At 73.8% G+C, this 24,709-nt stretch carries 22 protein-coding genes; 14 read left to right on the top strand and 8 right to left on the bottom strand.

The features are described from left to right. Nucleotides 1-49: 49 nt before the first annotated feature. The 5 genes from HLA93_RS03825 to HLA93_RS03805 all read right to left on the bottom strand — a co-directional run bounded on the left by HLA93_RS03825 (nt 50) and on the right by HLA93_RS03805 (nt 4,145). Nucleotides 50-691 (bottom strand): pentapeptide repeat-containing protein, encoded by a 642-nt coding sequence (locus tag HLA93_RS03825; RefSeq protein ID WP_222192914.1) that lies wholly within the window; start codon nt 689-691, stop codon nt 50-52. A 37-nt stretch (nt 692-728) separates the two neighbouring features. Then, the gene (gene yidC / locus HLA93_RS03820; RefSeq protein ID WP_222192913.1) at nt 729-1,586 is read right to left on the bottom strand and encodes a membrane protein insertase YidC; all 858 of its coding nucleotides are present in this window, start codon (nt 1,584-1,586) and stop codon (nt 729-731) included. Nucleotides 1,587-1,777: 191 nt separating this feature from the next. Then, nucleotides 1,778-2,083 carry a DUF6412 domain-containing protein gene (locus HLA93_RS03815; protein WP_222192912.1) on the bottom strand — a complete coding sequence of 102 codons (306 nt, stop codon included), beginning with the start codon at nt 2,081-2,083 and terminating at the stop codon, nt 1,778-1,780. 56 nt (nt 2,084-2,139) lie between these two features. Next, nucleotides 2,140-3,633, bottom strand: coding sequence for a PH domain-containing protein (locus HLA93_RS03810; protein ID WP_308127923.1), 1,494 nt, complete (start codon nt 3,631-3,633; stop codon nt 2,140-2,142). Continuing rightward, the gene (locus HLA93_RS03805) at nt 3,630-4,145 is read right to left on the bottom strand and encodes a PH domain-containing protein (protein WP_222192911.1); all 516 of its coding nucleotides are present in this window, start codon (nt 4,143-4,145) and stop codon (nt 3,630-3,632) included. Before HLA93_RS03805 ends, HLA93_RS03810 begins: the two co-directional genes overlap by 4 nt. Before the next feature lie 71 nt (nt 4,146-4,216). Here HLA93_RS03805 and HLA93_RS03800 point away from each other — a divergent pair, with 71 nt between their 5' ends. Continuing rightward, the gene (locus tag HLA93_RS03800) at nt 4,217-4,561 is read left to right on the top strand and encodes a rhodanese-like domain-containing protein (RefSeq protein WP_246625503.1); all 345 of its coding nucleotides are present in this window, start codon (nt 4,217-4,219) and stop codon (nt 4,559-4,561) included. Nucleotides 4,562-4,607: 46 nt separating this feature from the next. On the opposite strand, the gene HLA93_RS03795 is transcribed toward HLA93_RS03800, so the two are convergent. Next, a complete protein-coding gene (locus HLA93_RS03795; protein WP_222192910.1) occupies nt 4,608-6,224 on the bottom strand; it encodes a long-chain fatty acid--CoA ligase in 1,617 nt (538 codons plus the stop codon). 308 nt (nt 6,225-6,532) lie between these two features. On the opposite strand from HLA93_RS03795, the gene HLA93_RS03790 reads away from it, so the two are divergent. The 9 genes from HLA93_RS03790 to araA all read left to right on the top strand — a co-directional run bounded on the left by HLA93_RS03790 (nt 6,533) and on the right by araA (nt 19,362). Continuing rightward, a complete protein-coding gene (locus HLA93_RS03790; RefSeq protein ID WP_222192909.1) occupies nt 6,533-7,345 on the top strand; it encodes an ABC transporter ATP-binding protein in 813 nt (270 codons plus the stop codon). After that, nucleotides 7,342-9,918: an FtsX-like permease family protein gene (locus HLA93_RS03785; RefSeq protein WP_222192908.1), complete on the top strand. Its 2,577-nt coding sequence runs from the start codon at nt 7,342-7,344 to the stop codon at nt 9,916-9,918. Before HLA93_RS03790 ends, HLA93_RS03785 begins: the two co-directional genes overlap by 4 nt. A 212-nt stretch (nt 9,919-10,130) precedes the next feature. Further along, entirely contained in the window at nt 10,131-11,270 is a 1,140-nt protein-coding gene (gene chvE, locus HLA93_RS03780; RefSeq protein WP_222192907.1) for a multiple monosaccharide ABC transporter substrate-binding protein, read from the top strand. A 186-nt stretch (nt 11,271-11,456) separates the two neighbouring features. Further along, complete coding sequence (gene mmsA / locus HLA93_RS03775; RefSeq protein ID WP_222192906.1) at nt 11,457-12,992, top strand: multiple monosaccharide ABC transporter ATP-binding protein; 1,536 nt, start codon at nt 11,457-11,459, stop codon at nt 12,990-12,992. Beyond that, entirely contained in the window at nt 12,989-14,254 is a 1,266-nt protein-coding gene (gene mmsB, locus HLA93_RS03770; RefSeq protein WP_222192905.1) for a multiple monosaccharide ABC transporter permease, read from the top strand. The genes mmsA and mmsB overlap by 4 nt, the downstream gene beginning before the upstream one ends. Nucleotides 14,255-14,345: 91 nt before the next feature. Then, nucleotides 14,346-15,398 carry a LacI family DNA-binding transcriptional regulator gene (locus tag HLA93_RS03765; RefSeq protein WP_222192904.1) on the top strand — a complete coding sequence of 351 codons (1,053 nt, stop codon included), beginning with the start codon at nt 14,346-14,348 and terminating at the stop codon, nt 15,396-15,398. A 105-nt stretch (nt 15,399-15,503) separates the two neighbouring features. Then, nucleotides 15,504-17,162 (top strand): xylulokinase, encoded by a 1,659-nt coding sequence (locus tag HLA93_RS03760; protein WP_222192903.1) that lies wholly within the window; start codon nt 15,504-15,506, stop codon nt 17,160-17,162. After that, nucleotides 17,159-17,842: an L-ribulose-5-phosphate 4-epimerase gene (locus tag HLA93_RS03755; protein ID WP_222192902.1), complete on the top strand. Its 684-nt coding sequence runs from the start codon at nt 17,159-17,161 to the stop codon at nt 17,840-17,842. The genes HLA93_RS03760 and HLA93_RS03755 overlap by 4 nt, the downstream gene beginning before the upstream one ends. After that, nucleotides 17,839-19,362 carry an L-arabinose isomerase gene (gene araA, locus HLA93_RS03750; protein ID WP_222192901.1) on the top strand — a complete coding sequence of 508 codons (1,524 nt, stop codon included), beginning with the start codon at nt 17,839-17,841 and terminating at the stop codon, nt 19,360-19,362. Before HLA93_RS03755 ends, araA begins: the two co-directional genes overlap by 4 nt. Nucleotides 19,363-19,471: 109 nt before the next feature. Here the strand turns inward: araA and HLA93_RS03745 are convergent, their stop codons facing one another. Next, nucleotides 19,472-20,239 carry a DeoR/GlpR family DNA-binding transcription regulator gene (locus HLA93_RS03745; RefSeq protein WP_222192900.1) on the bottom strand — a complete coding sequence of 256 codons (768 nt, stop codon included), beginning with the start codon at nt 20,237-20,239 and terminating at the stop codon, nt 19,472-19,474. 48 nt (nt 20,240-20,287) lie between these two features. Here HLA93_RS03745 and HLA93_RS03740 point away from each other — a divergent pair, with 48 nt between their 5' ends. Further along, nucleotides 20,288-20,482: a hypothetical protein gene (locus HLA93_RS03740; protein WP_222192899.1), complete on the top strand. Its 195-nt coding sequence runs from the start codon at nt 20,288-20,290 to the stop codon at nt 20,480-20,482. Next, nucleotides 20,479-21,156 carry an NUDIX domain-containing protein gene (locus HLA93_RS03735; RefSeq protein ID WP_222192898.1) on the top strand — a complete coding sequence of 226 codons (678 nt, stop codon included), beginning with the start codon at nt 20,479-20,481 and terminating at the stop codon, nt 21,154-21,156. Before HLA93_RS03740 ends, HLA93_RS03735 begins: the two co-directional genes overlap by 4 nt. A 24-nt stretch (nt 21,157-21,180) precedes the next feature. Here the strand turns inward: HLA93_RS03735 and HLA93_RS03730 are convergent, their stop codons facing one another. After that, nucleotides 21,181-22,389, bottom strand: coding sequence for a cytochrome P450 (locus HLA93_RS03730; protein WP_222192897.1), 1,209 nt, complete (start codon nt 22,387-22,389; stop codon nt 21,181-21,183). Between the two features lie 102 nt (nt 22,390-22,491). Here HLA93_RS03730 and HLA93_RS03725 point away from each other — a divergent pair, with 102 nt between their 5' ends. Then, entirely contained in the window at nt 22,492-23,424 is a 933-nt protein-coding gene (locus tag HLA93_RS03725) for a DUF5926 family protein (protein WP_222192896.1), read from the top strand. Nucleotides 23,425-23,673: 249 nt separating this feature from the next. Next, nucleotides 23,674-24,660 (top strand): cytochrome c oxidase assembly protein, encoded by a 987-nt coding sequence (locus HLA93_RS03720; protein ID WP_222192895.1) that lies wholly within the window; start codon nt 23,674-23,676, stop codon nt 24,658-24,660. Nucleotides 24,661-24,709: the final 49 nt, after the last annotated feature.

Here is a 24,709-nt window from a genome sequence, read left to right as displayed (position 1 = left end):
TCCTGCCAGGGCAGTCGGCCCGGTCGACGTCGCGTCGGCGGGGTACCGGTCAGCCCACCCGGATGCCCAGCTCGGCGGCCAGCCCGGCGGCCCAGCCGGTCAGCTGCGCCGGGCTGATCGTGCAGCCGCGCAGGTCGGCGACGCCGTCCAGCTGTTCGACCTCCGCGCCGCGCAGGTCGACGTCCCGGCTGCGGGCCTGCCGCAGCACCAGCGAGCCCACCGTGCAGTCGACCAGCCGGACGTCGCGCAGGTCGGCGCCGGTGGCGTCCAGCTCACCGATGGTGCAGCCGGTGAGCGCGACGTCGACCGAGGTGGCGCCGCGCAGGTCCAGGAAGTCCACCTTCACCCCGGTCAGGGCCACGCGGGTCAGCCCGGCGCCCGAGGCGGTGACCGCGCCGAACCGGCCGCCGTCGACGACCACGTCCAGCAGTGTCGCGTCGACCAGCGACCAGGCCGGTGAGCGTGGCGCGGTGAGCAGGCAGGTGGACAGGCGGGCGCGGTCGAACGGCACGCCGGCCAGGTCGCAGTCGGTGAGCACGCACTCCAGGAAGCGGGCGTCGGTCGCGTCCCCGGCCAGGGCGGGCCCCGGGAAGCGCAGCCCGTCCGCGGTCCCGCCGGCGGTCAGCTCCGGGCCGGGAGCGTCGTCCAGCGGCGGGAGCAGGGCCTCGAGGTCGGCGGCGTCGATCGGCACGGCGCCATCCTGGCCCGTCGTCGTCCGTCCCGGTGGGTCAGCGTGCCTTCCGCCGTCGCCGGTGCGCCGGCTTCGCTCCCGGCCGGGGAGCGGGGGCGGGCGTGCGCAGGGGCGGAGCGGCCGGCGGCGGCATCCGGCGCAGCACGTACAGCTGCTGGCCGAGCGTCCACAGGTTGCTGGTGGTCCAGTACAGGAGCACCCCGACCGGGAAGAAGAACCCAGTCACCAGGAGCCCGGCCGGCAGGCCGTAGAGCAGCACCCTCTGCACCGTGGCCGCCTGGCCCTCGACCGGTCCGGCCCGCCGCTGGGTCAGCTTCTGGGTGAGGAACGAGGTCAGGCACATCGCCACGATCAGCACCGTGGCGACCACCTGGACCCGCGTCTCCGAGGCGCCGGCCTGGTCGAGGACGGCCGAGCGCAGCGGCTCGCGCATGGTGAACGAGCTGGAGATCGGCGCCCCGGCGAGCGTCGCGCCGGCAGCCTGCTGGGTGAGCTCCCAGGACCAGCCGTAGAGCCCGTCCGCCCCCGGGGCCAGCCTGCGCAGCACGTGCAGCAGCGCGAGGAACACCGGGGCCTGCAGCAGTGCCGGCAGGCAGCCGGCCAGCGGGTTGACCCCGCGCTCCTGCTGGAGCGCCAGGACCTCGCGGCTGAGGCGCTGTGCGTCGCCGGAGTGCCGCTCGCGCAGCGCCCGGATCTCCGGCTGGAGCTCCTGCACCGCCCGCTGCGAGCGCAGCTGCCGCACGAACAGCGGGAACAGCAGCAGTCGGACGGTGATGACGAGCAGGACGATGGCCAGCACCCAGGCGGGGCCGCCGGCCGGGTCGAGGAACGTGGCGAGCAGTGCGTGCCACTGCGCCAACGTCCAGGCGATCACGGTGTAGAGCCAGTCGAGCATGCGAGACCTCGAGACGGTTCGGGTGCGTCGCTGCGCGGCCGCAGTGGGAGACCGGTGCGGGGCGCGACGCGAGGGGACGGGGTAGCACCCGGGCTCCGTACGGAGACCGGGTGGTCGAGCCGGCAGCCCCCTCGGCCGACGAGGCGCGGCGAGCGCGATGGCTCAGCCGGCGGGCGCGGCCACCGAGGGGGTCAGGCGGGCTGAGGTGCGCGCGGCAGGACCCGGCCGGGCGCGTCGGGGCTGCTCTGCCGGCGGAAGGACCCTCGGCGGCACCGCTCGTCGGCGGCCGGGGCGTCGGGGGAGACGTCGACCCGCAGGGCCGACCGGCCGGTCAGCGGCGCGCGGGACAGCAGGCGCGCGGCGAGCGCGAGGGCCAGGGCCGTGCTGAGCGCGGTGACCGAGCCGGTGGACCCGTGCACCGGGAGCACCAGCAGCAGGGTGCTCAGCAGCAGAGCCAGCAGCAGGCTCCACCTGGCTGCCTCCGCCTCCGCACGCACGGCCTGAGTCTCTGCCTCCGGTACCCAGGAGGCAAGGACCGCGCGTGGCGGTCGGCTCAGCCGTACGGGGTGAGCGTGGCGGCCCAGGAGCCGGACGCCGTCCGGGCGAACGCGGCGGCCTCGTCGGCGGCGATGTCCCGGGCGGCGTAGCCACCGGTGCCGGCGCCGACGCAGGCGAGCACGGTGACCAGCCCGGCGCGGCGCTGCACCACCGACTGCCGCACCTGCCAGCCGACGACGGCGCGGCCCTGCAGCACGGTGTGCTCCCGCACCAGCCACCCCGACCGGACGGCGAACGAGCGGGGCCCTGCCGCGTGCCCGAGCGCGGCGTAGCGGGCCAGCCCGAGCGGGACGCCCAGCGCGGTCAGCACCGCGCCGGCGACCAGCACCGGCCACCAGCCGTGCAGGGCGGTGAGCACCGCGCCGGCGACCAGCACCAGCAGGCCCAGGGCGGTGGCGCGGACCACCGAGCGGCGCCGCGCGGCCGGCGGGTGGGCGATCAACGGGCCGGGGTGCTCGACCAGCCGGCCGGCCAGCGACCACGCCTCCGCGTGCGGCCCCAGTGGCAGCAGCTGGCCGCGGCGGGCGGCGTCCCCGAGGCCGGTCACCAGCGCGCTCGCCCGGGCCGCCCCGACCAGCCGCATGCCCACGCCCTGGCTCACCGTGCAGCCCCGGATCCGGTCGATCTCCAGCTCGGTGTGCCGGCGGGTCACCAGGCCGCGCACGGCGATCAGCGAGCCGCCGCGGCGGACCAGCCGGAACCCCCAGTTGACCACCGCGCTGCCCACGATCGACCCGAGGGCCAGCAGCACGACGGCGATGGCCACGGCGCCGGCGGCCACCGTGCCGTCGGGCAGGTCGGGCCGGTCGAGGTCGGGCACGAAGCGGTCGGGCACTTCGTCCAGCAGCCGGAAGAGCGCGCCGATCGCGGCCAGCGGGACGGCCAGGTAGCTGCCGACCAGTGGCGCGTACAGCAGCCAGCGCCGGTCGAAGCGGGCGATCTCCTCCTCCGGCTCCTCGGCCGGCGGCGCGACGGCACCCTCGGTCCCGGCTGCCGCGACGTCCCCGGCGACCACCCGCGCGCGGCGGGCCAGCAGCCGGGCGCGCAGCCGGTCGCCCTCCGCCTGGGGCACGCCGTCGACGAGCAGCTCCTCCTCCGTGCCGCCCGTCGAGCCCGCCGCGGCGTCGATCCGCACCCGGACCAAGCCGAACAACCGGTGCAGCGCCGGTGCCTCCACCTCCACCCCGCGCACCCGGTCCAGCGGGACGGTGCGCACCGACCGGGACAGCAGCCCGCGGGTGACGACCATGGCGGTCTCGGTGTCGGCGTAGCTGAACCGCCACCAGGTGACCGCGGCCCCCAGCAGCGAGAGCAGGGTGACCCCGACGACCAGCGCGACCACCGTGAGCGCCCCGCCGTCCAGGCCGCGGGTGGCGCCGAACGCCAGTGCCGCCGGCACCAGCGCGCGGGCCTGCCGGAACGTGATCGTGTGCAGCAGCAGCACCCAGGCCGACGTGCGCCGTCCGGGCACCTCCACCGGGTCGATCACGTCGCCTCGTCCCGCACCAGCTCCGCCCGGCGGGCCAGGTCGTCGGCGACCCGCCGGGCCACATCGGCGCCCAGGTGCGGGATCCGGACGGTGCCCTGCGAGGAGGCGGTGAGCACCGCGACGGTGGCCAGGCCGAACACCTGCTGCAGGACCCCGCGGGTCACGTCGACGGTCTGGATCCGGGAGATCGGCACCAGCGTCCAGGTGCGGGTGAGCCAGCCGGTGAGGGTGTAGACCGCCTCGTCGGTGACCTCCCACCGGTGCACCCGGTACCGCAGCCGCGGCTGCACCCCGATGTCGAGGACCACGGTGACCAGCACGAGCGCCGGCCCGCCCCAGCGCACCAGAGTGGGCCACCAGCCGGCGTCCCCGGGCACGAAGACGATGAGCGCGGCGACGACGGCCGCCTCGACCAGCGCGGCGATCACGCCCTGGGCGACCCAGAGGCTGATCGCCGAGCGGGACAGCGACCAGGCTGGTTCCCGGACGGGGGCCGGTGGGGGAGAGGACATCGGGCTCATCCTGGCAGTGCCGGGGCCCCGGTGAGCCGCTCCACCGGTGGTGGCGGCATGCGGATGGGACGATGGGTGCCGTGATGATGCCGATGCAGGTCCCCACCGTCCCCGCTGCCGAGGTCCCCGACGACGCCGTCGTGCTCGACGTGCGCGAGGACGACGAGTGGGCGGCCGGGCACATCGACGGTGCCACCCACATCGCGATGGGCGACGTCCCGGCCCGGCTCGCCGACGTGCCCGAGGGTGACCCGCTCTACGTCACCTGCCGCAGCGGCGGCCGCTCTGCCCGGGTCACCGCCTGGCTGAACCAGAACGGCTACGACGCGGTGAACGTGGGCGGCGGCATGGGCGAGTGGGACGCGGCCGGCCGGCCGATGGTCAGCGAGACCGGTCGCCCGCCCTACGTCGTCTGAGGGGGACCCTCGTCCGGCCATGTTGGCGAACATGGCCGGACGGGGATCAGCCCCGGGCCGGGTACTCGGCGAAGCGGGTGCGCAGGTCCTTCTTGGAGAACTTGCCGACGCTGGTCTTGGGCACCTCGTCGATGAACTCCACCGCGTCCGGCAGCCACCACTTGGCCACCAGCGGCGTGATGTGGTCCAGGATCTCCTGCTCGCTGGCCTGCTCGCCGGGCTTGAGGACGACGCAGGCCAGCGGCCGCTCGTCCCACTTGGGGTGCGGGATCGCCACGACCGCGGCCTCGGCGACCGCCGGGTGGCTCATGATCGCGTTCTCCAGGTCGACCGAGGAGATCCACTCCCCACCGGACTTGATCAGGTCCTTGGTGCGGTCGGCGATCCGGATGTTGCCGGCCTCGTCCATCGCGGCCACGTCGCCGGTCTTCATCCAGCCGTCCTCGGTCGACAGCTCCACCCCGGCGTCGGGCTGGTAGTAGTCGCGGGCGCACCACGGGCCGCGCACCTGCAGCTCGCCGGTGGCGGTGTCGTCCCAGGGCAGCCGGTCGGTCGTGCCGGCCTCCACGATCCGGGCCTCGACCCCGAACAGCGGCACGCCCTGTCGCGCCCGCCGGTCGGCCTTCGTGGCGTCGTCGGCGTCGGCCCAGCGTGCGGACAGGGTGCCGCCCGAGGCGACCGGGTGGGTCTCGGTCATGCCCCACGCCTGGTACAGCGGCAGGCCGACCTGCTCGCGGTAGGCCTCGGACAGCGCCTTGGGCACCGCTGACCCGCCGCAGCCGATCTTGCGCAGCCGGTGCGGGCGCCCGGCCAGGTGCGGCAGCGCCCCCTGGAAGATCGTCGGCACGCCGGCGGTGAAGGTGACCCCCTCGTCGACGATCAGCTCGGCCAGCGCCTGCGGCTGCATCATCGCGCCGGGGAAGACCATCGCCGCGCCGGCCGCCGGGGCCGCGTGCGCGATCCCCCAGGCGTTGGCGTGGAACATCGGCACGATCGGCATCGCGACGTCCTCCACGCCGATGCCGAAGCCGTTGGGGGAGACCACGGCCATGGTGTGCAGCACCGTCGAGCGGTGGGAGTAGACGACGCCCTTCGGGTTGCCGGTGGTGCCGCTCGTGTAGCACATGGAGGCCGCGGCGTTCTCGTCCGTCGTGTGGAAGTCGACCGGCTGTGCGTCGGCCAGCAGTGCCTCGTAGTCGTGCACCCGGGGGTCGTCGGGGATCTCGGCGTCCCCGCCGTCGTCCATCACCACCACGTGCCGGACGGTCGTCATCGTGTCGATCAGCGGCCACAGCAGCGGGAGCACCGTGCGGTCGACGAAGACGACCTCGTCCTCGGCGTGGTTGGCGATGTAGGTCAGCTGCTCGGGGAAGAGGCGCACGTTCAGGGTGTGCAGCACGCGGCCGGTGCACGGGGCGGCGAAGTAGAGCTCCAGGTGGCGGGCGGAGTTCCAGGCGAAGGTGCCCACCCGGCCGTCAGCGCTGATGTCGAGGGTGTCCAGCACCCCGCCCAGCCGCCGGGTGCGCATCGCCCACTCGGCGTAGGTGGTGCGGACCTTCCCGCCGGGGTTGTTCGTGACGATCGGGACGTCGCCGTGGTGCTGTTCGGCGTGCCGGAAGATCGAGTCGACGGTCAGGGGGACGTCCTGCATCAGCCCGCGCATGGCCGCATGGTGCCAGTGACCGGGCTCACGTTCCACCCGTGTCGGACGCGGTCCGGCCCTGCATGGTCGGGCCAGCCCGACCCCCGTACACCGGCTGGCGGCATCGTCTCCGGGCCGCGCGCCGGGTCATGATCATCCGTGGCGCGGCCACGTGGCGGCGCCCGGCCCGGCGGCTGCCCTCGTCGGCCCGTCCGAACCCGCGTGCCGGGTCTCGGGCGTCGGCCCGATGACAGCCGGCGGCCGCTCGGTCATGATCCGCATCGACAGTGCCGTCGCCTGACCTGACCCACGAGACAGAGAGGCACGGCATGAGGTCCAGCCGGCAGCGTTCGCGAGAGAGCGCTCCCACACCCGTCCCACCGTCGGAGACCGCGGACGTCGTCTCGCTGACCGACGTCACGCGCACCTTCGGGCGCGGCGACTCCGTGGTGCACGCCCTCCGGGGCGTCTCCATCGGCATGACCCGCGGCAGCTTCACCGCCGTCATGGGGCCGTCGGGCTCGGGCAAGAGCACGTTGCTGCAGACCGCGGCCGGTCTCGACCGGCCCAGCTCCGGGTCGGTCCGGCTCGGTGGCACCGAGCTGACCACGCTCAGCGAGGAGGAGCTCACCCGGTTGCGGCGGGAGCGGATCGGCTTCGTCTTCCAGTCCTTCAACCTGCTGCCCTCGCTGACGGCCGCGGACAACGTGCTGCTCCCGCTCCGCCTGTCCGGACGGCCGGCCAGGCAGCAGATGGCCCGCGAGGTGCTCGACCGGGTGGGCCTGGGCGGTCACGTCCGCCGCCGCCCGGCAGAGCTCTCCGGTGGCCAGCAGCAGCGGGTCGCCATCGCCCGGGCGCTGGTCAGCCGGCCCGACGTCGTCTTCGGTGACGAGCCGACCGGCGCGCTGGACAGCGGGACGGCGGCGGAGGTGTTGCGCCTGCTGCGCGGCATCGTCGACGAGGACCGGGCCACCGTGGTCATGGTCACCCACGACGCGCTGGCCGCCTCCTACGCCGACCGGGTGGTCTTCCTGGCCGACGGGCGGATCGTGGCCGACCTCGCGCGCCCGTCGGTGCAGCAGATCGCCGACCGGATGGTGGAGCTGACCGGCCCGGGGGCGCAGGCCGGGGCGCTGCGATGAGCTGGCGTCCCAACGGTCTGGCCAGGGCGTCCATCCGCTTCCGGCCGTCGTCGTTCGTCGGTGCCTTCGTCGCGCTGCTGTTCGCCTCGGCCACCGTGTCGGCCGCGGCGCTCTTCCTGCAGACCGGGATCACCGCCGGCGCCACCCCCGACCGCTACGTCACCGCGCCGGTGGTGGTCGCCGCCGGCGACGAGGTCCGCGAGGTCCAGGACGACGGCTGGACGGCGAGCACGGTGCTCGGTGAGCGCCCGCTGGTGGACGCCGGCCTGGCCGACCGGCTGGCCGCACTCGCCGGCGTGGGCACCGTCGTCCCCGACACCTCGTTCCCGGTCTCCCCGGCCGAGGACGCGTTGGCGACGGCGACCGGGCCGGCGTGGACGGCCGAGGGCTGGTCGGCCACCGCCCTGTGGCCGCCGTCCGACGTCCCGGCCTCGGACGGACCGGACAGCGGCGAGGTCGCGCTCGACCCGGCCACCGCTGGAGCGGCCGGGCTGCGGGTCGGTGACGACGTCGCGCTGACCACGCCGTCGGGCCAGGCGTCGTTCACCGTCGCCGCGCTGGTCGAGTCGCCGTCCGGGGGCGGCCCGCGGGCCTGGTTCGCCGATGCGGACGCCGCCACGCTGGCCGGGCACCCCGGCCGGGTCCAGGCGATCGCCGTGTTGCCGGCGGCCGGGACGTCGACCGCCGAGCTGGCCGGTGCCGTGCGGGACGTCGTCGACGACGCCGCGGCCGGCCCGACCGGCCTGGTGGTCACCACCGGGGACGAGCGGGGCGAGGTGGAGAGCCCGGGGTTCGCGATGACCCGGGAGATGCTGACCGCCCTGGGGGGCTCGCTCGGCGGCATCCTGCTCGTGGTCGCCGTCTTCGTGGTGGTGTCCACGACGTCGCTGGCGGTCGAGCAGCGGGGACGCGAGCTGGCCCTGCTCCGGGCGATCGGTGCGACGCCGCGCCAGCTGCGCCGCACGGTGGGGGTGGAGGCCGGCCTGGTGGCGCTCCTGGCCGCACCTCTGGGGCTGGTGCCCGGGGTGCTGCTGAGCCGGTGGCTGCTGGGCGCGATGCAGGACCGCGGCCTCCTCGTGCCCGGTGTCGAGCTGTCGGTCGGCCCGCTCGCGCTGGGGGTGAGCGCGCTGATCGTGGCGGCCTCGGCGATCGTCGCCGGGGTGCTGGCCGCCCGCCGTCCGGCCCGGATCCGGCCGGCGGAGGCGCTGCGCGAGGTCACCCTGGCCGGTGGCCGGCTCGGGCCGATGCGCTGGCTGCTGGGGCTCGTCGCGCTGGCCGGCAGCGTGCCGCTGGCCGTCGTGTCGGCCAACGCCCCGGGCGACCTGGGCATGGGCCTGGCCACGACCGTCGTGCTGACCCTGTTGATCGCCGTCGGGCTGCTCGGCCCGGTGCTGGCCGGGCTGATCGCCCGCCTGGTGCAGCCGCTGCTCGACCGGTTCGGGGTCGCGGGCCGGCTGGCCGCTGCCAACGGCCGTACGAACAGCCGCCGGCTCGCCTCGGCGATCACGCCGCTGGTCATGGCGGTCGCCTTCGCCGGCACGACGCTGTTCCTCCAGGGCAGCGTCGACCGGGCCGCCCGCACCCAGGCCGAGGCGGCCCTGGTCGCCGACACGGTGGTCACCTCCGCCGGCGTGCTGCCGGCCGAGGTGACCGGGCAGGTGGCCGACCTGCCGGGGGTCAGCGCGGCGATCGGCGTGCTGCCGAGCTCGGTGGTGGGCGGCTCGGTCGGTGAGCTGGTGCCCTACAGCGCCTACGGCGTGGCCGGCGACCTCGACGGCCTGTCCGAGACCCTCGACCTGGGGGTGCGCGCCGGTGACCTGGCGCGGTTGCGGCCGGCGACCGGCGGGGACGACGCCGGCACGATCGCCCTGGACCACCAGCTGGCCGGGGCACTGGGCGCCACGGTCGGCGAGCGGGTCGACCTCTACGCCCCCGACGGCACCCCGATGCGCCCGGAGGTCGTCGCCGTCTACAGCCGGGGCCTGGGCACGGCCTCGGCGCTGATGCCCTACGAGTCGGTGCGCGGGCCGGCCTCCGGCCCGGTGGTCCAGCAGGTGCTGGTCCGCCATGCCGGGCCACCCACCGACGGCCGGCTCGCCGCCCTCCGGGACGTGGCCGGGCCGGGGGCACGGACGGCGACCCCGGCCGCCCTCGCGGCCGAGCAGCGCGCCGAGGGGCAGGCCGACACGTGGCTGAACAACGTGGTGGCCGCGGCCCTGGCCGGGTTCGCCGCGATCGCGGCGGTGAACACCCTGGTGATGATCGGGCTCGCCCGCGGCCGGGAGGTCGCGCTGCTGGGCATGATCGGTGCGACCCGGCGTCAGGTGCTGCGCACCGCCCGGCTGGAGGCGCTCGTCGTCTCGGGGGCCGCGGTCGTGCTCGGCTCGCTGATCGCCTGGGGGACGCTCCAGCAGTCGGTGCGCGGGGCGACGGGGGCCGGGCCGTACGTGCCCGCGCCGGTCGCGGTGGCGATCCTCGGTGGGGTCGTCGTCCTCACCCTGGTGGCCACCGGCCTGCCCACCCGAGCGCTGCTGCGCCGATCGCGCGCGGCCGCGGCGGGCACCCGGGAGTAGCGGGCCCGGTGCCGACCCCCTCCCATCGGAGGGGGTCGGCAGCCGGGGTGCCCTGGTCGGGAGCACGTGAACGCGTCGTTACGCGACCGTGACGATCAACTTGGGGTCAAGGGGTTGACGCACCCCCGTTGTTAGCGCTCACACTGTCTCGGCCCGCACAGCGGCGGGCCTGCGCCAACGGGCGGCAGATGTCTCGAAGGAGAGATGTGGCAGTGAACAAGAAGCTCGGGCTGACCGCCCTCGGTGCCGCACTGGCCCTCGGCCTCACGGCCTGTGGCGGCGGCGGCGCCGGCAGCAACAACGACACCGCGGACGCCGACCCGGGTGACCTCACCATCGGTGTCGCGATGCCCACGCAGACCTCTGAGCGGTGGATCGCCGACGGCGAGGCCGTCGAGTCGCAGCTGGAGGAGGCCGGGTACGACGTCAACCTGCAGTTCGCCGGTGACGACATCCCGACCCAGGCGCAGCAGATCGACCAGATGATCACCGAGGGTGCCGATCTGCTGATCGTCGCCGCGATCGACGGCACCGCGCTGAGCGCGCAGCTGCAGAACGCCGCCGACCAGGGCATCCCGGTCATCAGCTACGACCGGCTGATCCGCGACACCGAGAACGTCGACTTCTACGTCAGCTTCGACAACTACAAGGTCGGCGTCGCGCAGGGCACCGCCCTGCTGGCCGGCCTGGGTGTCACCGACAAGGACGGCAACCCGACGGGTGCCACCGGTCCGTTCAACGTCGAGCTGTTCGCCGGCTCGCTGGACGACAACAACGCCGGGTTCTTCTTCAACGGTGCCTACGACACCCTGGAGCCGTTCATCGAGGACGGCACGCTGGTCGTGAAGTCGGGCCAGACGAGCATCGAGCAGGCTGCCACGCTGCGCTGGTCGCAGGAGACGGCCCAGCGCCGCATGGAGGACCTGCTCACCTCCAGCTACAGCGACGGCTCGGTCGTCAACGGCGTCCTCTCGCCCTACGACGGCATCTCGCGCGGCATCATCACCGCCCTGCAGAACGCCGGCTACGGCACCGACGCCAAGCCGATGCCGGTCATCACCGGTCAGGACGCCGAGATCGCCTCGGTCAAGCTGATCCAGGACGGTGTCCAGAGCTCCACGATCTTCAAGGACACCCGCCAGCTGGCCGAGCAGGCCGTCACCGCGGCCGAGGCCTTCCTCGAGGGTGAGGAGCCGGAGGCCAACGACACCGAGACGTACGACAACGGTGTCAAGGTCGTCCCCTCCTACCTGCTGCCCGTCGAGACGGTCTACGCCGAGGACATCCAGTCCAAGCTGATCGACTCGGGCTACTGGACGGCCGAAGAGGTCGCCTCGGGCCAGTCGGACTGACGTCCGGCCCCACAGTCCCGGCCGGGCTCGGCGCACAGCTGCCGAGCCCGGCCGGTACCACCTCCTGGACCTGCCACTGGACAGGGCCGGGACAGCCCGGGGAGCCGGGCAACCGGAAACGCGGGGCCGTGTGTCGCACACCGGCCCCCACCCATCCCGCTGAGAGGGCGAGGACGACGTAGTCCCATGGACAACATCCTGGAGATGCGCTCCATCACCAAGACCTTCCCGGGCGTCAAGGCGCTGTCGGAGGTCTCCCTCGCCGTGGCGCGTGGCGAGGTCCACGCCATCTGCGGCGAGAACGGTGCCGGCAAGTCGACGCTGATGAAGGTGCTGTCCGGGGTCTACCCCGCGGGCACCTACGACGGCGAGATCGTCTTCGACGGCGAGGTCAGCCGCTTCTCCGGCATCCGGGACAGCGAGCACGCCGGCATCGTGATCATCCACCAGGAACTGGCCCTGGTGCCCTACCTCTCGATCGCCGAGAACATCTTCCTGGGCAACGAGCGGCGCGGCCGCAACGGCCTGATCGACTGGAACAAGGCCAACGCCGAGGCCGCGGCACTGCTGGACTCGGTGGGCCTGCGGGAGAACCCGACCACCCCGGTGGGCCAGCTCGGCGTGGGCAAGCAGCAGCTGGTGGAGATCGCCAAGGCGCTGTCCAAGGACGTCAAGCTGCTGATCCTGGACGAGCCGACCGCAGCGCTGAACGACACCGACTCCGAGCACCTGCTGGGTCTGCTGCGCAGCCTCAAGGAGCGCGGCATCACCTCGATCATGATCTCGCACAAGCTCAACGAGATCACCGCGATCGCCGACAGCGTGACGATCATCCGCGACGGGCAGACCGTCGAGACGCTGAGCCTGCACGCCGGCGAGGTCACCCAGGACCGGATCATCCGCGGGATGGTCGGCCGCGACCTGGAGTCGTACTACCCCGAGCGTGAGTCGCACCCCGGCGAGGAGGTGCTCCGCGTCGAGGACTGGTCGGTCAAGCACCCCACCCAGGACCGGCTGGTCGTCGACGGCGCCTCGTTCTCCGTCCGCGCCGGTGAGGTCATCGGCATCGCCGGCCTCATGGGCGCCGGGCGCACCGAGCTGGCCATGAGCATCTTCGGCCGGTCCTACGGCCGGGACGTCACCGGCCGGATCTTCATGCACGGCCGCGAGGTCAAGGCCCGCAGCGTCACCGAGGCGATCGACAACGGCATCGCCTACGCGACCGAGGACCGCAAGAAGTACGGCCTGAACCTCATCGAGGACATCCGCCGCAACGTGTCCGCCGCGGGCCTGAGCAAGCTGGCCCGCCGCGGCTGGGTGGACGGCAACGAGGAGACGAAGGTCGCCGAGGACAGCCGGCGCAGCATGAACATCAAGGCGCCCAGCGTCTCGTCGATCGTCGGCAAGCTGTCGGGCGGCAACCAGCAGAAGGTCGTGCTGTCCAAGTGGCTGTTCACCGACCCGGACGTGCTGATCCTCGACGAGCCCACCCGGGGCATCGACGTGGGCGCCAAGTACGAGATCTACACCATCATCAACCGGCTGGTCGCCGCCGGTAAGGCCGTCGTGGTCATCTCCTCCGAGCTGCCTGAGCTGCTCGGCATCTGTGACCGCATCTACACGCTGTCGGCCGGCCGGATCACCGGTGAGCTGCCGGTGCGCGAGGCCACGCAGGAGAACCTGATGGTGCTCATGACCAAGGACAAGGAGCTCGCAGCATGACCAGGACCGTGCCTCCGTCGTCGGAGCCGGAAGCGCAGTCGGCCACCGCCCAGAAGGACGTGGCGCCTGCCATCGCCGCTGGCGGCGAGGGCAGCGACTTCCGCTCGCTGTTCTCCCGCAACCTGCGGACCAGCGGCATCTACATCGCCTTCGTGGCGATCGTCGCGCTGTTCGCGATCCTGACCGAGGGCACCTCGCTGAGCCCCGGCAACATCACGAACATCGTCCTGCAGTACTCCTACATCCTGGTGCTGGCCATCGGCATGGTCATCGTGATCATCGCCGGCCACATCGACCTGTCGGTCGGCTCGGTGGTGGCGCTGACCGGTGCCGTCTCCGCGGTGCTGGTCATCCGGCAGGGCGTGCCCTGGTGGGTCGGCGCGCTCGCCGCGATCGCCGTCGGCCTGGTGGTCGGGGCCTGGCACGGCTTCTGGGTCGCCTACGTGGGCATCCCCGCCTTCATCGTGACCCTCGCCGGCATGCTGCTGTTCCGCGGCCTGACCCTGCAGGTGCTGGAGAACATCTCCCTCTCGCCGTTCCCCAGCGAGTACCAGAAGATCGCCAGCGGCTTCTCCAACGGGCTGATCGGCGGCAACGGCTACGACGCCTTCACCCTGCTCATCGGTGGGGTCGCGGTCGCCGGTTACGCCTTCAGCCAGTTCCGCACCCGCCAGGCCCGCACGGCCTACAAGCAGCCGGTCGAGTCTTTCCCGCTGTTCGTGGCGAAGATCGTCGCCGTCGGCCTGGTCGTCATGGCCTTCGCCTGGCAGCTCGCGAACGCCCGTGGCCTGCCGTACGTGCTGGTCATCCTGGCGGCGCTGATCCTGGTCTACAGCGTGGTCACCAAGCGGTCGGTCTTCGGCCGCCAGGTCTACGCGATCGGCGGCAACCTGTCGGCCGCGACGCTCTCCGGCGTCAAGGTCAAGGCCGTCAACTTCTGGATCTTCGTCAACATGGGCTTCCTGTCCGCGGTGGCGGGGATCATCTACTCCTCGCGGTCCAACGGCGCCCAGCCGGCCGCCGGTGAGATGTTCGAGCTCGACGCCATCGCCGCCGCGTTCATCGGTGGCGCTGCCGTCACCGGCGGTGTCGGCACCGTCGTCGGCGCCATGGTCGGTGGTCTGATCATGGCCGTCATGAGCAACGGCATGCAGCTCATGGGCGTCGACCAGTCGATCCAGTCGGTCGTCAAGGGCCTGGTGCTCCTGCTCGCCGTCGCCTTCGACGTCTACAACAAGCGGCGCGCCGGCTCCTCCCGCTGACGTAGTCCGCAGCACCACCGGTCGGGGGGCGGCATCGGGGCCGCCCCCCAGTCGAGGACGGCATCGTCGCCGTCCTCCGGAAGGGGGAACCGTGCTGCCGGACGGATCGACGCGTTCCCTCGGGCTGTCCGACGTGGCGGCCCGCGCCGGGGTCTCGCACCAGACGGTCTCCCGGGTGGTCAACGGGCACCCGAACGTGGCGCCCGGCACCCGCGAGCGGGTGCAACGGGCGATCGCCGAACTCGGGTACCGCCCCAACACGGCCGCCCGCGCCCTGGTGACCGGCTCGACGCGGACGATCGGGCTGGTCACCTCGCACATCAACCAGTACGGCCCGGCCCAGACGCTGCTCGGGCTGGAGAAGGCCGCCCGCGCCGCGGGCTACTCGCTCAGCGTCGCCATCCTGGACGACGACAGCGAGGTCGCCATGCGTGAGGCCGTCGACCTGTTCGTCGGCCAGTCGGTCGACGCAGTGGTGGCGTTGTCCACCTACGGGCAGGCCGTCGATGCGCTGCGCCGGTTCGAGGCGCCGGTGCCGCTGATCGCCGTCCAGGTCGGTCGGGACGACGCCCGGCCGACCGTCTGGGTGGACCAGGAGGTCGGCGCCGCACTGGCCACCCGCCACCTGCTCGACCTGGGGCACCGCACGGTGCACCACGTGACCGGGCCGGGGGACTCCCTGGAGGCGCGGGGCCGGCGGGTCGGCTGGCGCCGCGAGCTGGAGGCCGCCGGGGCGCCGGTGCCCGAGGTGCTGTGCGGCGACTGGTGGCCCTCCTCCGGCTTCGCGGCCGGCCGGGAGCTGGCCGCCATGGCGCGCGCCGCCCGTGGCACGGCCGACGAGGTCACCGCGGTGTTCGTGGCCAACGACCAGATGGCCCTGGGGGTGCTCAACGCGCTCTGCGAGGAGGGTCTGTCGGTGCCCGGTGACATCAGCGTGGTCGGCTTCGACGACGTCCCCGAGTGCGCCTACTACCTGCCCCCGCTGACGACGGTGCGCCAGGACTTCGCCGAACTGGGGCGCCGCGGCGTCGAGCTGGTGCTCGCCCGGCTGCGCGGTGAGGAGCTGGAGGCCGATCCGGTGCTGCCCGAGCTGGTGGTGCGGGCGTCGACCGCGCCGGCCCGACTCATGCCCCGTGCCGTTTGACGACGCGGATGTTAACGCTAACAATCACGACTCGTGCCGCGTCTCGCGGTCGATCGGATCGCTGAGACGAGCCCACCCACCGGTGGGCGGGAGGGAACCCCTGACATGACGACCGACGCCGGCGCCGCGATCACCTCGGGCCGCACGGCCCTGGGCATCGAACTCGGTTCGACCCGGATCAAGGCGGTGCTGATCGGGCCGGACCACGAGCCCCTGGCCGTCGGCAGCCACGACTGGGAGAACCAGCTGGTCGACGGGCTCTGGACCTACTCGCTGGACGAGGTCTGGTCCGGCGTGCAGCGGAGCGTGTCCGCCCTGGCCGAGGACGTGCGCCGCCGGCACGATGTCGAGCTCGCCGGGGTCGGCGCGCTCGGGGTGTCGGCGATGATGCACGGCTACCTCGCCTTCGACGCCGACGGGACGCTGCTCGCGCCGTTCCGCACCTGGCGGAACACCAACACCGGCCGGGCGACCGAGCGGCTCAGCGCCGAGTTCGGGGTCAACATCCCGCACCGGTGGAGCGTGGCGCACCTCTACCAGGCCGTGCTGGACGGCGAGGAGCACGTCGGTCGGCTGGACCACCTGACGACCCTGGCCGGGTACGTGCACTGGCAGCTCACCGGCGAGAAGGTCCTGGGCGTCGGCGACGCCAGCGGCATGTTCCCCATCGACGCCACCACCGGCGGGTACGACGCCACCATGCTTGCCCGGTTCGACCAGCTGGCCGCCGAGGCCGGGGCCGAGCTCGGCCTCGCCGGGCTGCTGCCCGCCGTCGCCGTCGCCGGCCAGCCGGCCGGCACCCTCACCGAGGCCGGCGCGCGGCTGCTCGACCCGGCCGGACGGCTGCGGGCGGGCACCCCGCTGTGCCCGCCGGAGGGGGACGCCGGCACGGGGATGGTGGCCACCAACTCGGTCGCGCCCCGCACCGGCAACGTCTCCGCCGGCACCAGCATCTTCGCCATGGTCGTGCTCGAGGGCGACCTCGCCGGGGTGCACCGCGAGCTGGACCTGGTCACCACGCCGGCCGGTGACCCGGTGGCGATGGTGCACTGCAACAACGGGGCCAGTGAGCTGGACGCCTGGGCCGGGCTGTTCACCCAGTTCGCCCGGGCACTGGGGGCCGAGGTCGACTCCGCGCAGGTGTTCCAGACGCTGTTCACCGCCGCGCTGGACGGCGCGCGGGACGGCGGCGGGATGCTCGCCTACAACTACCTCTCCGGTGAGCCGATCACCGACTTCGAGGAGGGGCGCCCGCTGTTCCTGCGGTCCCCGGACAGCCCGCTGGACCTGGGCAGCTTCATGCGCACCCAGCTGTTCTCCTCGCTGGCCACGCTGCGGATCGGCATGGACGTGCTGCAGGCCGAGGGCGTGCGGCTGGACCGGATGTTCGCCCACGGTGGCCTGTTCAAGACCGAGGGAGTGGCGCAGCGGTTCCTGGCCGCCGCGATCGACACCCCGGTCTCGGTCGGCGACGTGGCCGCAGAGGGCGGTGCCTGGGGCATCGCCGTCCTGGCCGCCTTCGCCACCGGTCGTGCGCCGGGGCAGGACCTGGCCGACTACCTGGCCACCTCGGTCTTCGCCGGCACCAGCCTGCAGACCGTCGAGCCCGACCCGGACGACGTCGCCGGCTTCGACGCCTTCATGCGCCGCTACGTCGCCGCCCTCCCGGTCGAGCGGGCCGCCGTGGCGCACGTGCGCGTGGGCGACCGGCCGGCCGCATCCGACCCGACCCCGTCCACCACCAGCGAGGAGCAGCCGGCATGACCGCCACCCCCACCCGCACGGAGCAGGGGACGTTCCGCGCGCAGCGCGAGCACGTCGCCCACCTGCACTCGTACCTCACCCGCTACGAGCTGGTCACCTGGACCTCGGGCAACGTGTCCGAGCGGGTGCCCGGCGAGGACCTGTTCGTCATCAAGGGCAGCGGCGTCGAGTACGACCAGCTGACCTGGGAGGGCATCACCGTCTGCGACCTGGACGGCAACGCCGTCGACGGCGTCCGGGCGCCGTCGTCCGACACGGCCGCGCACGCCTACGTCTACCGGAACATGCCCGAGGTCAACGGCCAGGTGCACACGCACAGCACCTACGCCGCGGCCTGGGCGGCCCGGCACGAGGAGATCCCCTGCGTGCTCACCGCGATGGCCGACGAGTTCGGCGGACCGATCCCGGTGGGGCCGTTCGCGCTGATCGGTGACGACTCCATCGGCCAGGGCATCGTCGCCACCCTGCAGGGGCACCGCTCGCCGGCGGTGCTGATGAAGAACCACGGCGTCTTCACCATCGGGCCCTCGGCCAAGGCCGCGGTCAAGGCCGCCGTGATGACCGAGGACGTCGCCCGCACCGTCCACCTCTCCCGCCAGCTGGGGGAGCCGAAGCCGATCGCGCAGGCGGACATCGACTCGCTGTACGCGCGCTACCAGAACGTCTACGGACAGCGATGAACACGAAGGAGCAGCAGGTGGCATTCGAGGGTTCCGAGATCTGGTTCCTCACCGGCAGCCAGGGGCTGTACGGCGAGGAGACCCTCCAGCAGGTCGCCGAGCAGTCGCAGCGGGTCGCCGCGGCCCTGGACGGCGCCGACGCCGTGCCGGTGCGGGTGGTGTGGAAGCCGGTGCTCACCGACGCCGGCGCCATCCGGAAGACGATGGGCGAGGCGAACGAGGACCCGAACTGCCTGGGCGTCATCACCTGGATGCACACCTTCTCCCCGGCGAAGATGTGGATCTCCGGGCTGGACGCGCTGCGCAAGCCCCTGCTCCACCTGCACACCCAGGCCGACGCCGCCCTGCCGTGGGCGACGATCGACATGGACTTCATGAACCTCAACCAGGCCGCCCACGGCGACCGGGAGTACGGGTTCATGCTCACCCGGCTGCGCACCCCGCGCACCACCGTCTCCGGCCACGCGGGCAGCCCCCGGGTCCAGGCCCGGGTCGGCTCATGGGCCCGCGCCGCCGCCGGTGCCGCCGCCGCGCGCGGCCTGAAGCTGGCCCGGTTCGGCGACAACATGCGCAACGTCGCCGTGACCGAGGGCGACAAGGTCGAGGCGGAGATCCGCTTCGGCATGTCGGTGAACACCTGGGGCGTCAACGACCTGGTCGCCGTGGTCGAGCGGGTCTCCGACTCCGCCGTCGACGCGGTCGTCGCCGAGTACGGCGACCTCTACGAGATGGACGCCGACCTGCGCCCCGGCGGCGACCGGCACCACAGCGTCCGCTATCAGGCCCGGATCGAGGTGGCGCTGCGCTCGTTCCTGGAGGAGGGCGGCTTCGGCGCGTTCACCACGAACTTCGAGGACCTCGGCGGGCTGCGCCAGCTCCCCGGCCTGGCCGTGCAGCGGCTGATGGCCGACGGCTACGGCTTCGGCGGCGAGGGGGACTGGAAGACCTCGGCGCTGCTGCGGGTGCTCAAGGTCGCCGCCCAGGGCCTGCCCGGTGGCACCTCCTTCATGGAGGACTACACCTACGACCTGGCCTCGGAGACCCCGAAGATCCTCGGCGCGCACATGCTCGAGGTGTGCCCGACGATCGCGGGGGAGAAGCCGCGGCTGGAGGTGCACCCGCTGGGCATCGGCGGCCGCGAGGACCCGGCCCGCCTCGTGTTCACCGCCGCCCCCGCCGCCGGCATCACCATCGGCTGGTCGGACCTGGGCGACCGGTTCCGCTGGGTGGCCAACGAGATCGACGTCGTCGAGCCCTCCGAGCCGCTGCCGAACCTGCCGGTGGCCCGGGCGGTCTGGGAGCCCCGGCCGGACTTCGAGACCGCGACCGAGGGCTGGCTGACCGCCGGCGGGCCGCACCACACGGTGCTGTCCACCCAGCTCGGCGCCGACGAGCTGACCGACCTGGCCGAGGTCTTCCAGACCGAGCTGGTGCTCATCGACGCCGACACCACCCGCCGCAGCCTGGCCAAGGAGCTGCGCTGGTCCGCGGCCTACCACCGCCTCAACCAGCGCCTCTGAGGCAGAGCCCCCACCACGCGCAGGCTCGTGGTGGGGGCACAGGGCCGTGCGACGCCCCGGCCGGGACTCCCGGCCGGGGCGTCGTCGTCCCTCGGACCCGGCGGAGGGCTCAGCCCTCGCGGCCGGGCCCGAGCAGGCGCACTCCCGCCGCGGCCAGCTCGACCAGCGTCGGGTCGTCGGCCGGCACGTCGGTGACCACGCCGGCGACCTCGGTGAACGGCAGCACGGTGAACGGCGAGGCCGCCCCGATCTTCTCCGCGCTGGCCAGCACGTAGGTGTCCGCCGCCCGGCGGGCCAGGGCCCGCTTCATCGCGGCCTCGTCCGCGTCGCCGGTCGTGAGCCCGGCGACCGGGTGCACCCCGGTGACCCCCAGCAGGAACAGGTCGGCCTGGACGCCGGCCAGCGCCTCGACGGCGGCGGCCCCGCTGGTGACCGCGGAGTGCTTGAACAGCCGCCCGCCGATCACGAACACCTCCACGGTCGGGTGCTCGACGAGCGCCGCGGCCACGGTCGGGCTGTGGGTCACCACGGTGGCCCGCAGGTCCGGCGGCAGGGCGTGCGCGACGGCCAGCGCGGTGGTGCCGCCGTCCAGCAGCAGGGTGGCCCCCGGCCGGACCAGGGCGGCCGCGGCAGCGGCCACCACCTGCTTGCTCGCCGTCCCCACGGACTGGCGGGCCCGGTAGTCGGCGACGGCCGGGGACGCCGGCAGCGCCCCGCCGTAGACCCGCTGGCACAGGCCGGCCGCGGCCAGGTCCCGGAGGTCGCGGCGCACGGTGTCCTCGGAGGTGCCCAGCTCCTCGGCGAGGTCGCGGGCGATGACGCGCCCCTCGGTGCGGAGCCGGTCCAGGATGGTGTCCCGTCGTTGCGCGGCCAGCATGCACGTTCTCCCTCGTTCTTGCACGATTGTGCCGATACTATGCCGGCCATGACGACGACCATGGCGAGACCGATGCTCATCCTGCTGGCCGGCCCCTCCCGGTCGGGCACCGGCGACGACCCGGAGCCGACGGCCGCCGGGCCGGAGGAGTCGGTGGGCGCCGACCAGGACGTCGCCCTCGCCCGCGATCGGGGTCTCCCTGTCCACCGGTCGGTCGACGAGGTGCCCGGGGTCCGGCCGTGACCGGGGCGCGGGCCACCGGGCGGCCGGGCATCGACGTGCCCGATCACCGCGGCCGCACCGGGCTGGACCAGGCCGGGCGCGACCTGACCGGCAACCCCGACGTCCGCGTCGTGGACGTCGAGCTGCTCGCCTCCGGCTGGCACGTGCTGCGCAAGAGCACCTACGACCGGCGCCGGTCGGACGGCACGTGGGTCCGCGAGGCGCGGGAGACCTACGACCGCGGCAACGGGGCCACCGTGCTGCTGTACGACACCGCGCGCCGCACGGTCCTGCTGACTCGCCAGTTCCGCTGGCCGGTGTACGTCAACGGCCACCCCGACGGGCTGCTGGTCGAGACCGCCGCGGGCCTGCTGGACGACGACGCGCCCGAGGCCGCCATCCGCCGGGAGGCCGCCGAGGAGACCGGTGTCGCGATCGGTGAGCTCGAGCACGTGTTCGACGTGTACATGAGCCCCGGGTCGGTCACCGAGCGGCTGCACTTCTACGCCGCGCCCTACACGCCGGCCCAGCGCACCACCGCCGGCGGCGGGCTGGCCGAGGAGGGCGAGGACATCGACGTGCTGGAGCTGCCCTTCGACGAGGCGCAGGAGATGGTCGCAGACGGGCGCATCGCCGACGCCAAGACGATCCTGCTGCTCCAGTGGGCGGCCCTGAGCGGGCCCTTCCGCCCCTGACGGCCATGGTGGCCGACATGGCCGTCAGGGGGTGAGGACCACCGGCAGGTCGTGCAGGCCGCGCAGGACGAACTCCGGACGGCGGCGGGCCGGGGCGCCGAGCTCGAGCGCCGAGGTGCGGCCGAGCAGTGCGCCGAAGGAGGCCTGCAGCTCCACCCGGGCCAGCGGGGCGCCGATGCAGAAGTGCACGCCGGCACCGAAGGAGATGTGCGGGTTGTCGGTGCGCCCCACGTCCAGGGTGTCGGGGTCGGCGAAGACAGCCGGGTCGCGGTTGGCGCTGCCCAGCAGGGCGGCGATCTTCTGTCCCCGTTCGACGGTGACCCCGCCGATCTCGACGTCCTCGGTGGCCGTGCGCTCGAACAGCTGCAGCGGTGAGTCGAAGCGCATCAGCTCCTCGATCGCGGTGGGCAGCAGTGCCCGGTCCTCCCGCAGCCGCTGGAGCTGGGCGGGGTGTTCCAGCAGCGCCAGCAGGCCGTTGCCGCTGACGTTCACCGTCGCCTCGTGCCCGGCGTTGAGCAGCAGGATGCAGGTGGTGACCAGCTCGTCCTCGGTCAGCCGGTCGCCCGCGGAGTCCCGCACGGTGACCAGGTGGGTCAGCAGGTCCTCGCCCGGGGCCCGGCGGCGCTCGGCGGCCAGCTCACGCAGGTAGGCGACGAACTCGGCGGCGGCCCGCTCGGCGTCGTCCTCGACGGCCGTCGTCCGGCCGTACTCGTACATCTTCACGATCGCGTTGGACCACGGCCGCAGCAGTGGCCGGTCGGCCGCGGGCACCCCGAGCAGTTCGGCGATGACCGCGACCGGCAGTTCCTCGGCCATCCCGGACAGCACGTCGACCGGCGTCCGCCCGGCGGAGCGCTCGACCAGGCCGTCGACGAGGGAGTCGGCCAGCTCCTGCACCCAGGGCCGCAGCCGCTCGACGTGACCGCGGGCGAAGGCGGCGCTGATCAACCGGCGGAGCCGGGTGTGCTCCGGTGGCTCCATCTCCAGGATGGCGTTGCGGTGGATGAGGTTGAAGCTCTCGAACCGCTCCGCCGGCGCCTTGTCCGACCACAGCCGGCCCAGCCGGCGGTCGCGCAGCACCGCGTTGGACTCGGCGTGGGTGAACGCGAGCCACAGCCCCAGGCCCTCGTGCCACTGCACCGGCGCGGCCGCGCGGGCCAGGGCGAACGCCGGGTAGGGGTCGGCGACGACCGTGGCGTCGGTGAGGTCCAGTGGAGCAGGAGCCAGGGTCACTGGAGTGAGTCTAGTGAGCGGCGCCGCCGGTCCGGCCCCTCCCGCGGCCGCCCGGCGTGCGCTCGCGGGGGTCGGCCGGGGGAGCCACATAGGCTGGCGGGCATGGCTCCACGCAAGCGCTCCGCCGCCGCTGTCGCCCCCGCCGCCGGGGAGGTCAACCCCAAGGCCCCGTGCCCCTGCGGCTCCGGTCGCCGTTACAAGCACTGCCACGGCTCGGGCTACGCCCAGCCGGTGCTGCGGCCCTTCGAGGGCCTGCCCGCCGAGGTCGACTGGGTCGCGCTGCGCGAGCTGGTGCCGGCCGCCACGGCCACGCTGACCACCACCGACAGCCGCTCGGTCACGCTGGCCAGCGTGCTGCCCGGCGGCACCCCGGCGCTGGTGCGCGCGAACGGCGAGATCCTGCTCGGCGTCCAGCTGGCGACCTCCTCGGACGACGTGAGCCGCGACCTGGGGACGGCGCTGGCCGCGGCGCTGGAGGCCCCGGCGGGTGCCCCGGTCGACCCGGGTCCGATCGGTGGGGCCGGCTCGGCCGGGCCCCGGCTGCAGGAGCTGCTGGACCTCTCCGCGCCGTTCGAGGTCACGGTGCACGACGACTTCGAGTTCTGGCTGGAGGGCGCCCAGGTCGACCCGGCTGCCCGGGCCGGGCTGCAGCACGCCAACGAGATGGTCATGCCCACGGTGCGGCTGGCCGGTCTGGAGGCCGCCTACTGGTGCCGGCCCAGCGACGACCGGGCGCACGTCCGGTGGGTGCGGCCGGAACCGGAGGAGCAGCTCCTCGACGCGCTGGCCCGGCTGCGGGCCGCGGAGCAGCTGACCCTGGGGGAGGGCACCCGCTACGCCGGCGCCTTCCGCGCCCTGGGCCTGCTGGTGCCGGTGTGGGACGTGCCGGCGGAGACGCCGGGCGCGGACTGGGCCGGCCCCTCGGCCGAGCTGCAGACCCGGCTGGAGGCCGCGCTCGCGGTCACCGAGCCGCTCACCGCGGACGAGCGCCGCGCCCGGGCCGGTCTGCTGTCCCGCCAGGTCACCCTTCGCTGACCGTGTGAGGCCGGGTCGTGGTCGCCTCCCCCCGTGCGGAGGCGACCACGACCCGGCGGTCGCGGGGGAACGCCGTCCACGCTGACGGCGCTCCCCAGCGGGATCGGCAACCGGCGCCCAGCCTCCAGGCGAACGGCCGAACTCGTTCCGGAGACAGTGTCGGGGGTCACGGCGGCGGCCGTGCACGCACCCCCGTCGGCGGCGGGCCTACCGTGGAGCCGGCACGGCAGGGCGCGAGGGAGGACGAGCGTGGGACACGAGCACGGCGGCATGGGGTCGATGCACATGCCCGACCTCCCGCCGACCACCGGCCGGGTGCTCGGGCTGGACCTGGGCGCGGCGTCACCGGTCGCCTGGCTGGCCGTGCTGCTCGCCGCCGCGTACCTGGTCGGCCTGCTCCGGATGCGGCAGCGCGGGATCAGCTGGTCGCCGCTCCGGACGGCGTCCTGGCTGGCCGGCTGCGCGAGCCTGTTCTACGTGACCGCCAGCGGGCTGCAGTCCTACGGGATGGCGCTGTTCAGCCTGCACATGGTGCAGCACATGGTGCTGAGCATGATCACGCCGTTGTTCCTGCTGCTGGGCGCGCCGGTGACCCTGGCGCTGCGGGTGCTGCCGGCCGATCGAGGTCCGGCGGGCATGCCCCGGCGGCTGCTGCTGGCCGGGCTGCACAGCCGGCTGGGCCAGGCGGTCGCCTCACCGCTGTTCACCGTGCCGCTGTTCATCGCCAGCCTGTACGGCGTCTACTTCACCCCGGTCTTCGACGACCTGATGGCGACGACGCCCGGGCACACGTTCATGCTGCTGCACTTCCTGGTCACCGGGCTGCTGTTCTTCGGCCCGATCCTGGCCATCGACCCCTGGCCGCGGCGGTCGGGGCACGGCGCGCGGATGCTCGAGCTGCTGCTCCCGGCCCCGTTCCACGCCTTCTTCGGCGTCATCGTGATGATGAGCAGCTCACTGCTGCTGACCAGCTACGCCACCCCGCCGGAGTCCTGGGACGTCGACCCGCTCTACGACCAGGGCCTGGCCGGGGGCATCGCGTGGTCCTTCGGTGAGTTCCCGACGGTGCTGGTGCTGGCCGTGGTGTTCTTCCAGTGGGTGCGTTCGGAGGAGCGGTCGAACAAGGCCGCCGACCGCGCCCGGGACCGGGCGATCGCCCGCGGCGAGAGCGGCGACGACCCCGAGCTGGTCGCCTACAACGAGCGGCTGCGCCGCCTGGCGGCCCACAACCCCTGAGCTCCCGTCCGGCCGTGTTCGCCGACATGGCCGGGCCGCGCCGCGCCGG

Source organism: Modestobacter italicus (assembly GCF_019799965.1).
In the GTDB taxonomy this organism is placed as follows: Bacteria; Actinomycetota; Actinomycetes; order Mycobacteriales; family Geodermatophilaceae; genus Modestobacter; species Modestobacter italicus_A.
The sequence above is the reverse complement of the archived record's forward strand: the minus strand, read 5'-3'. Positions and strand labels throughout refer to the sequence as shown.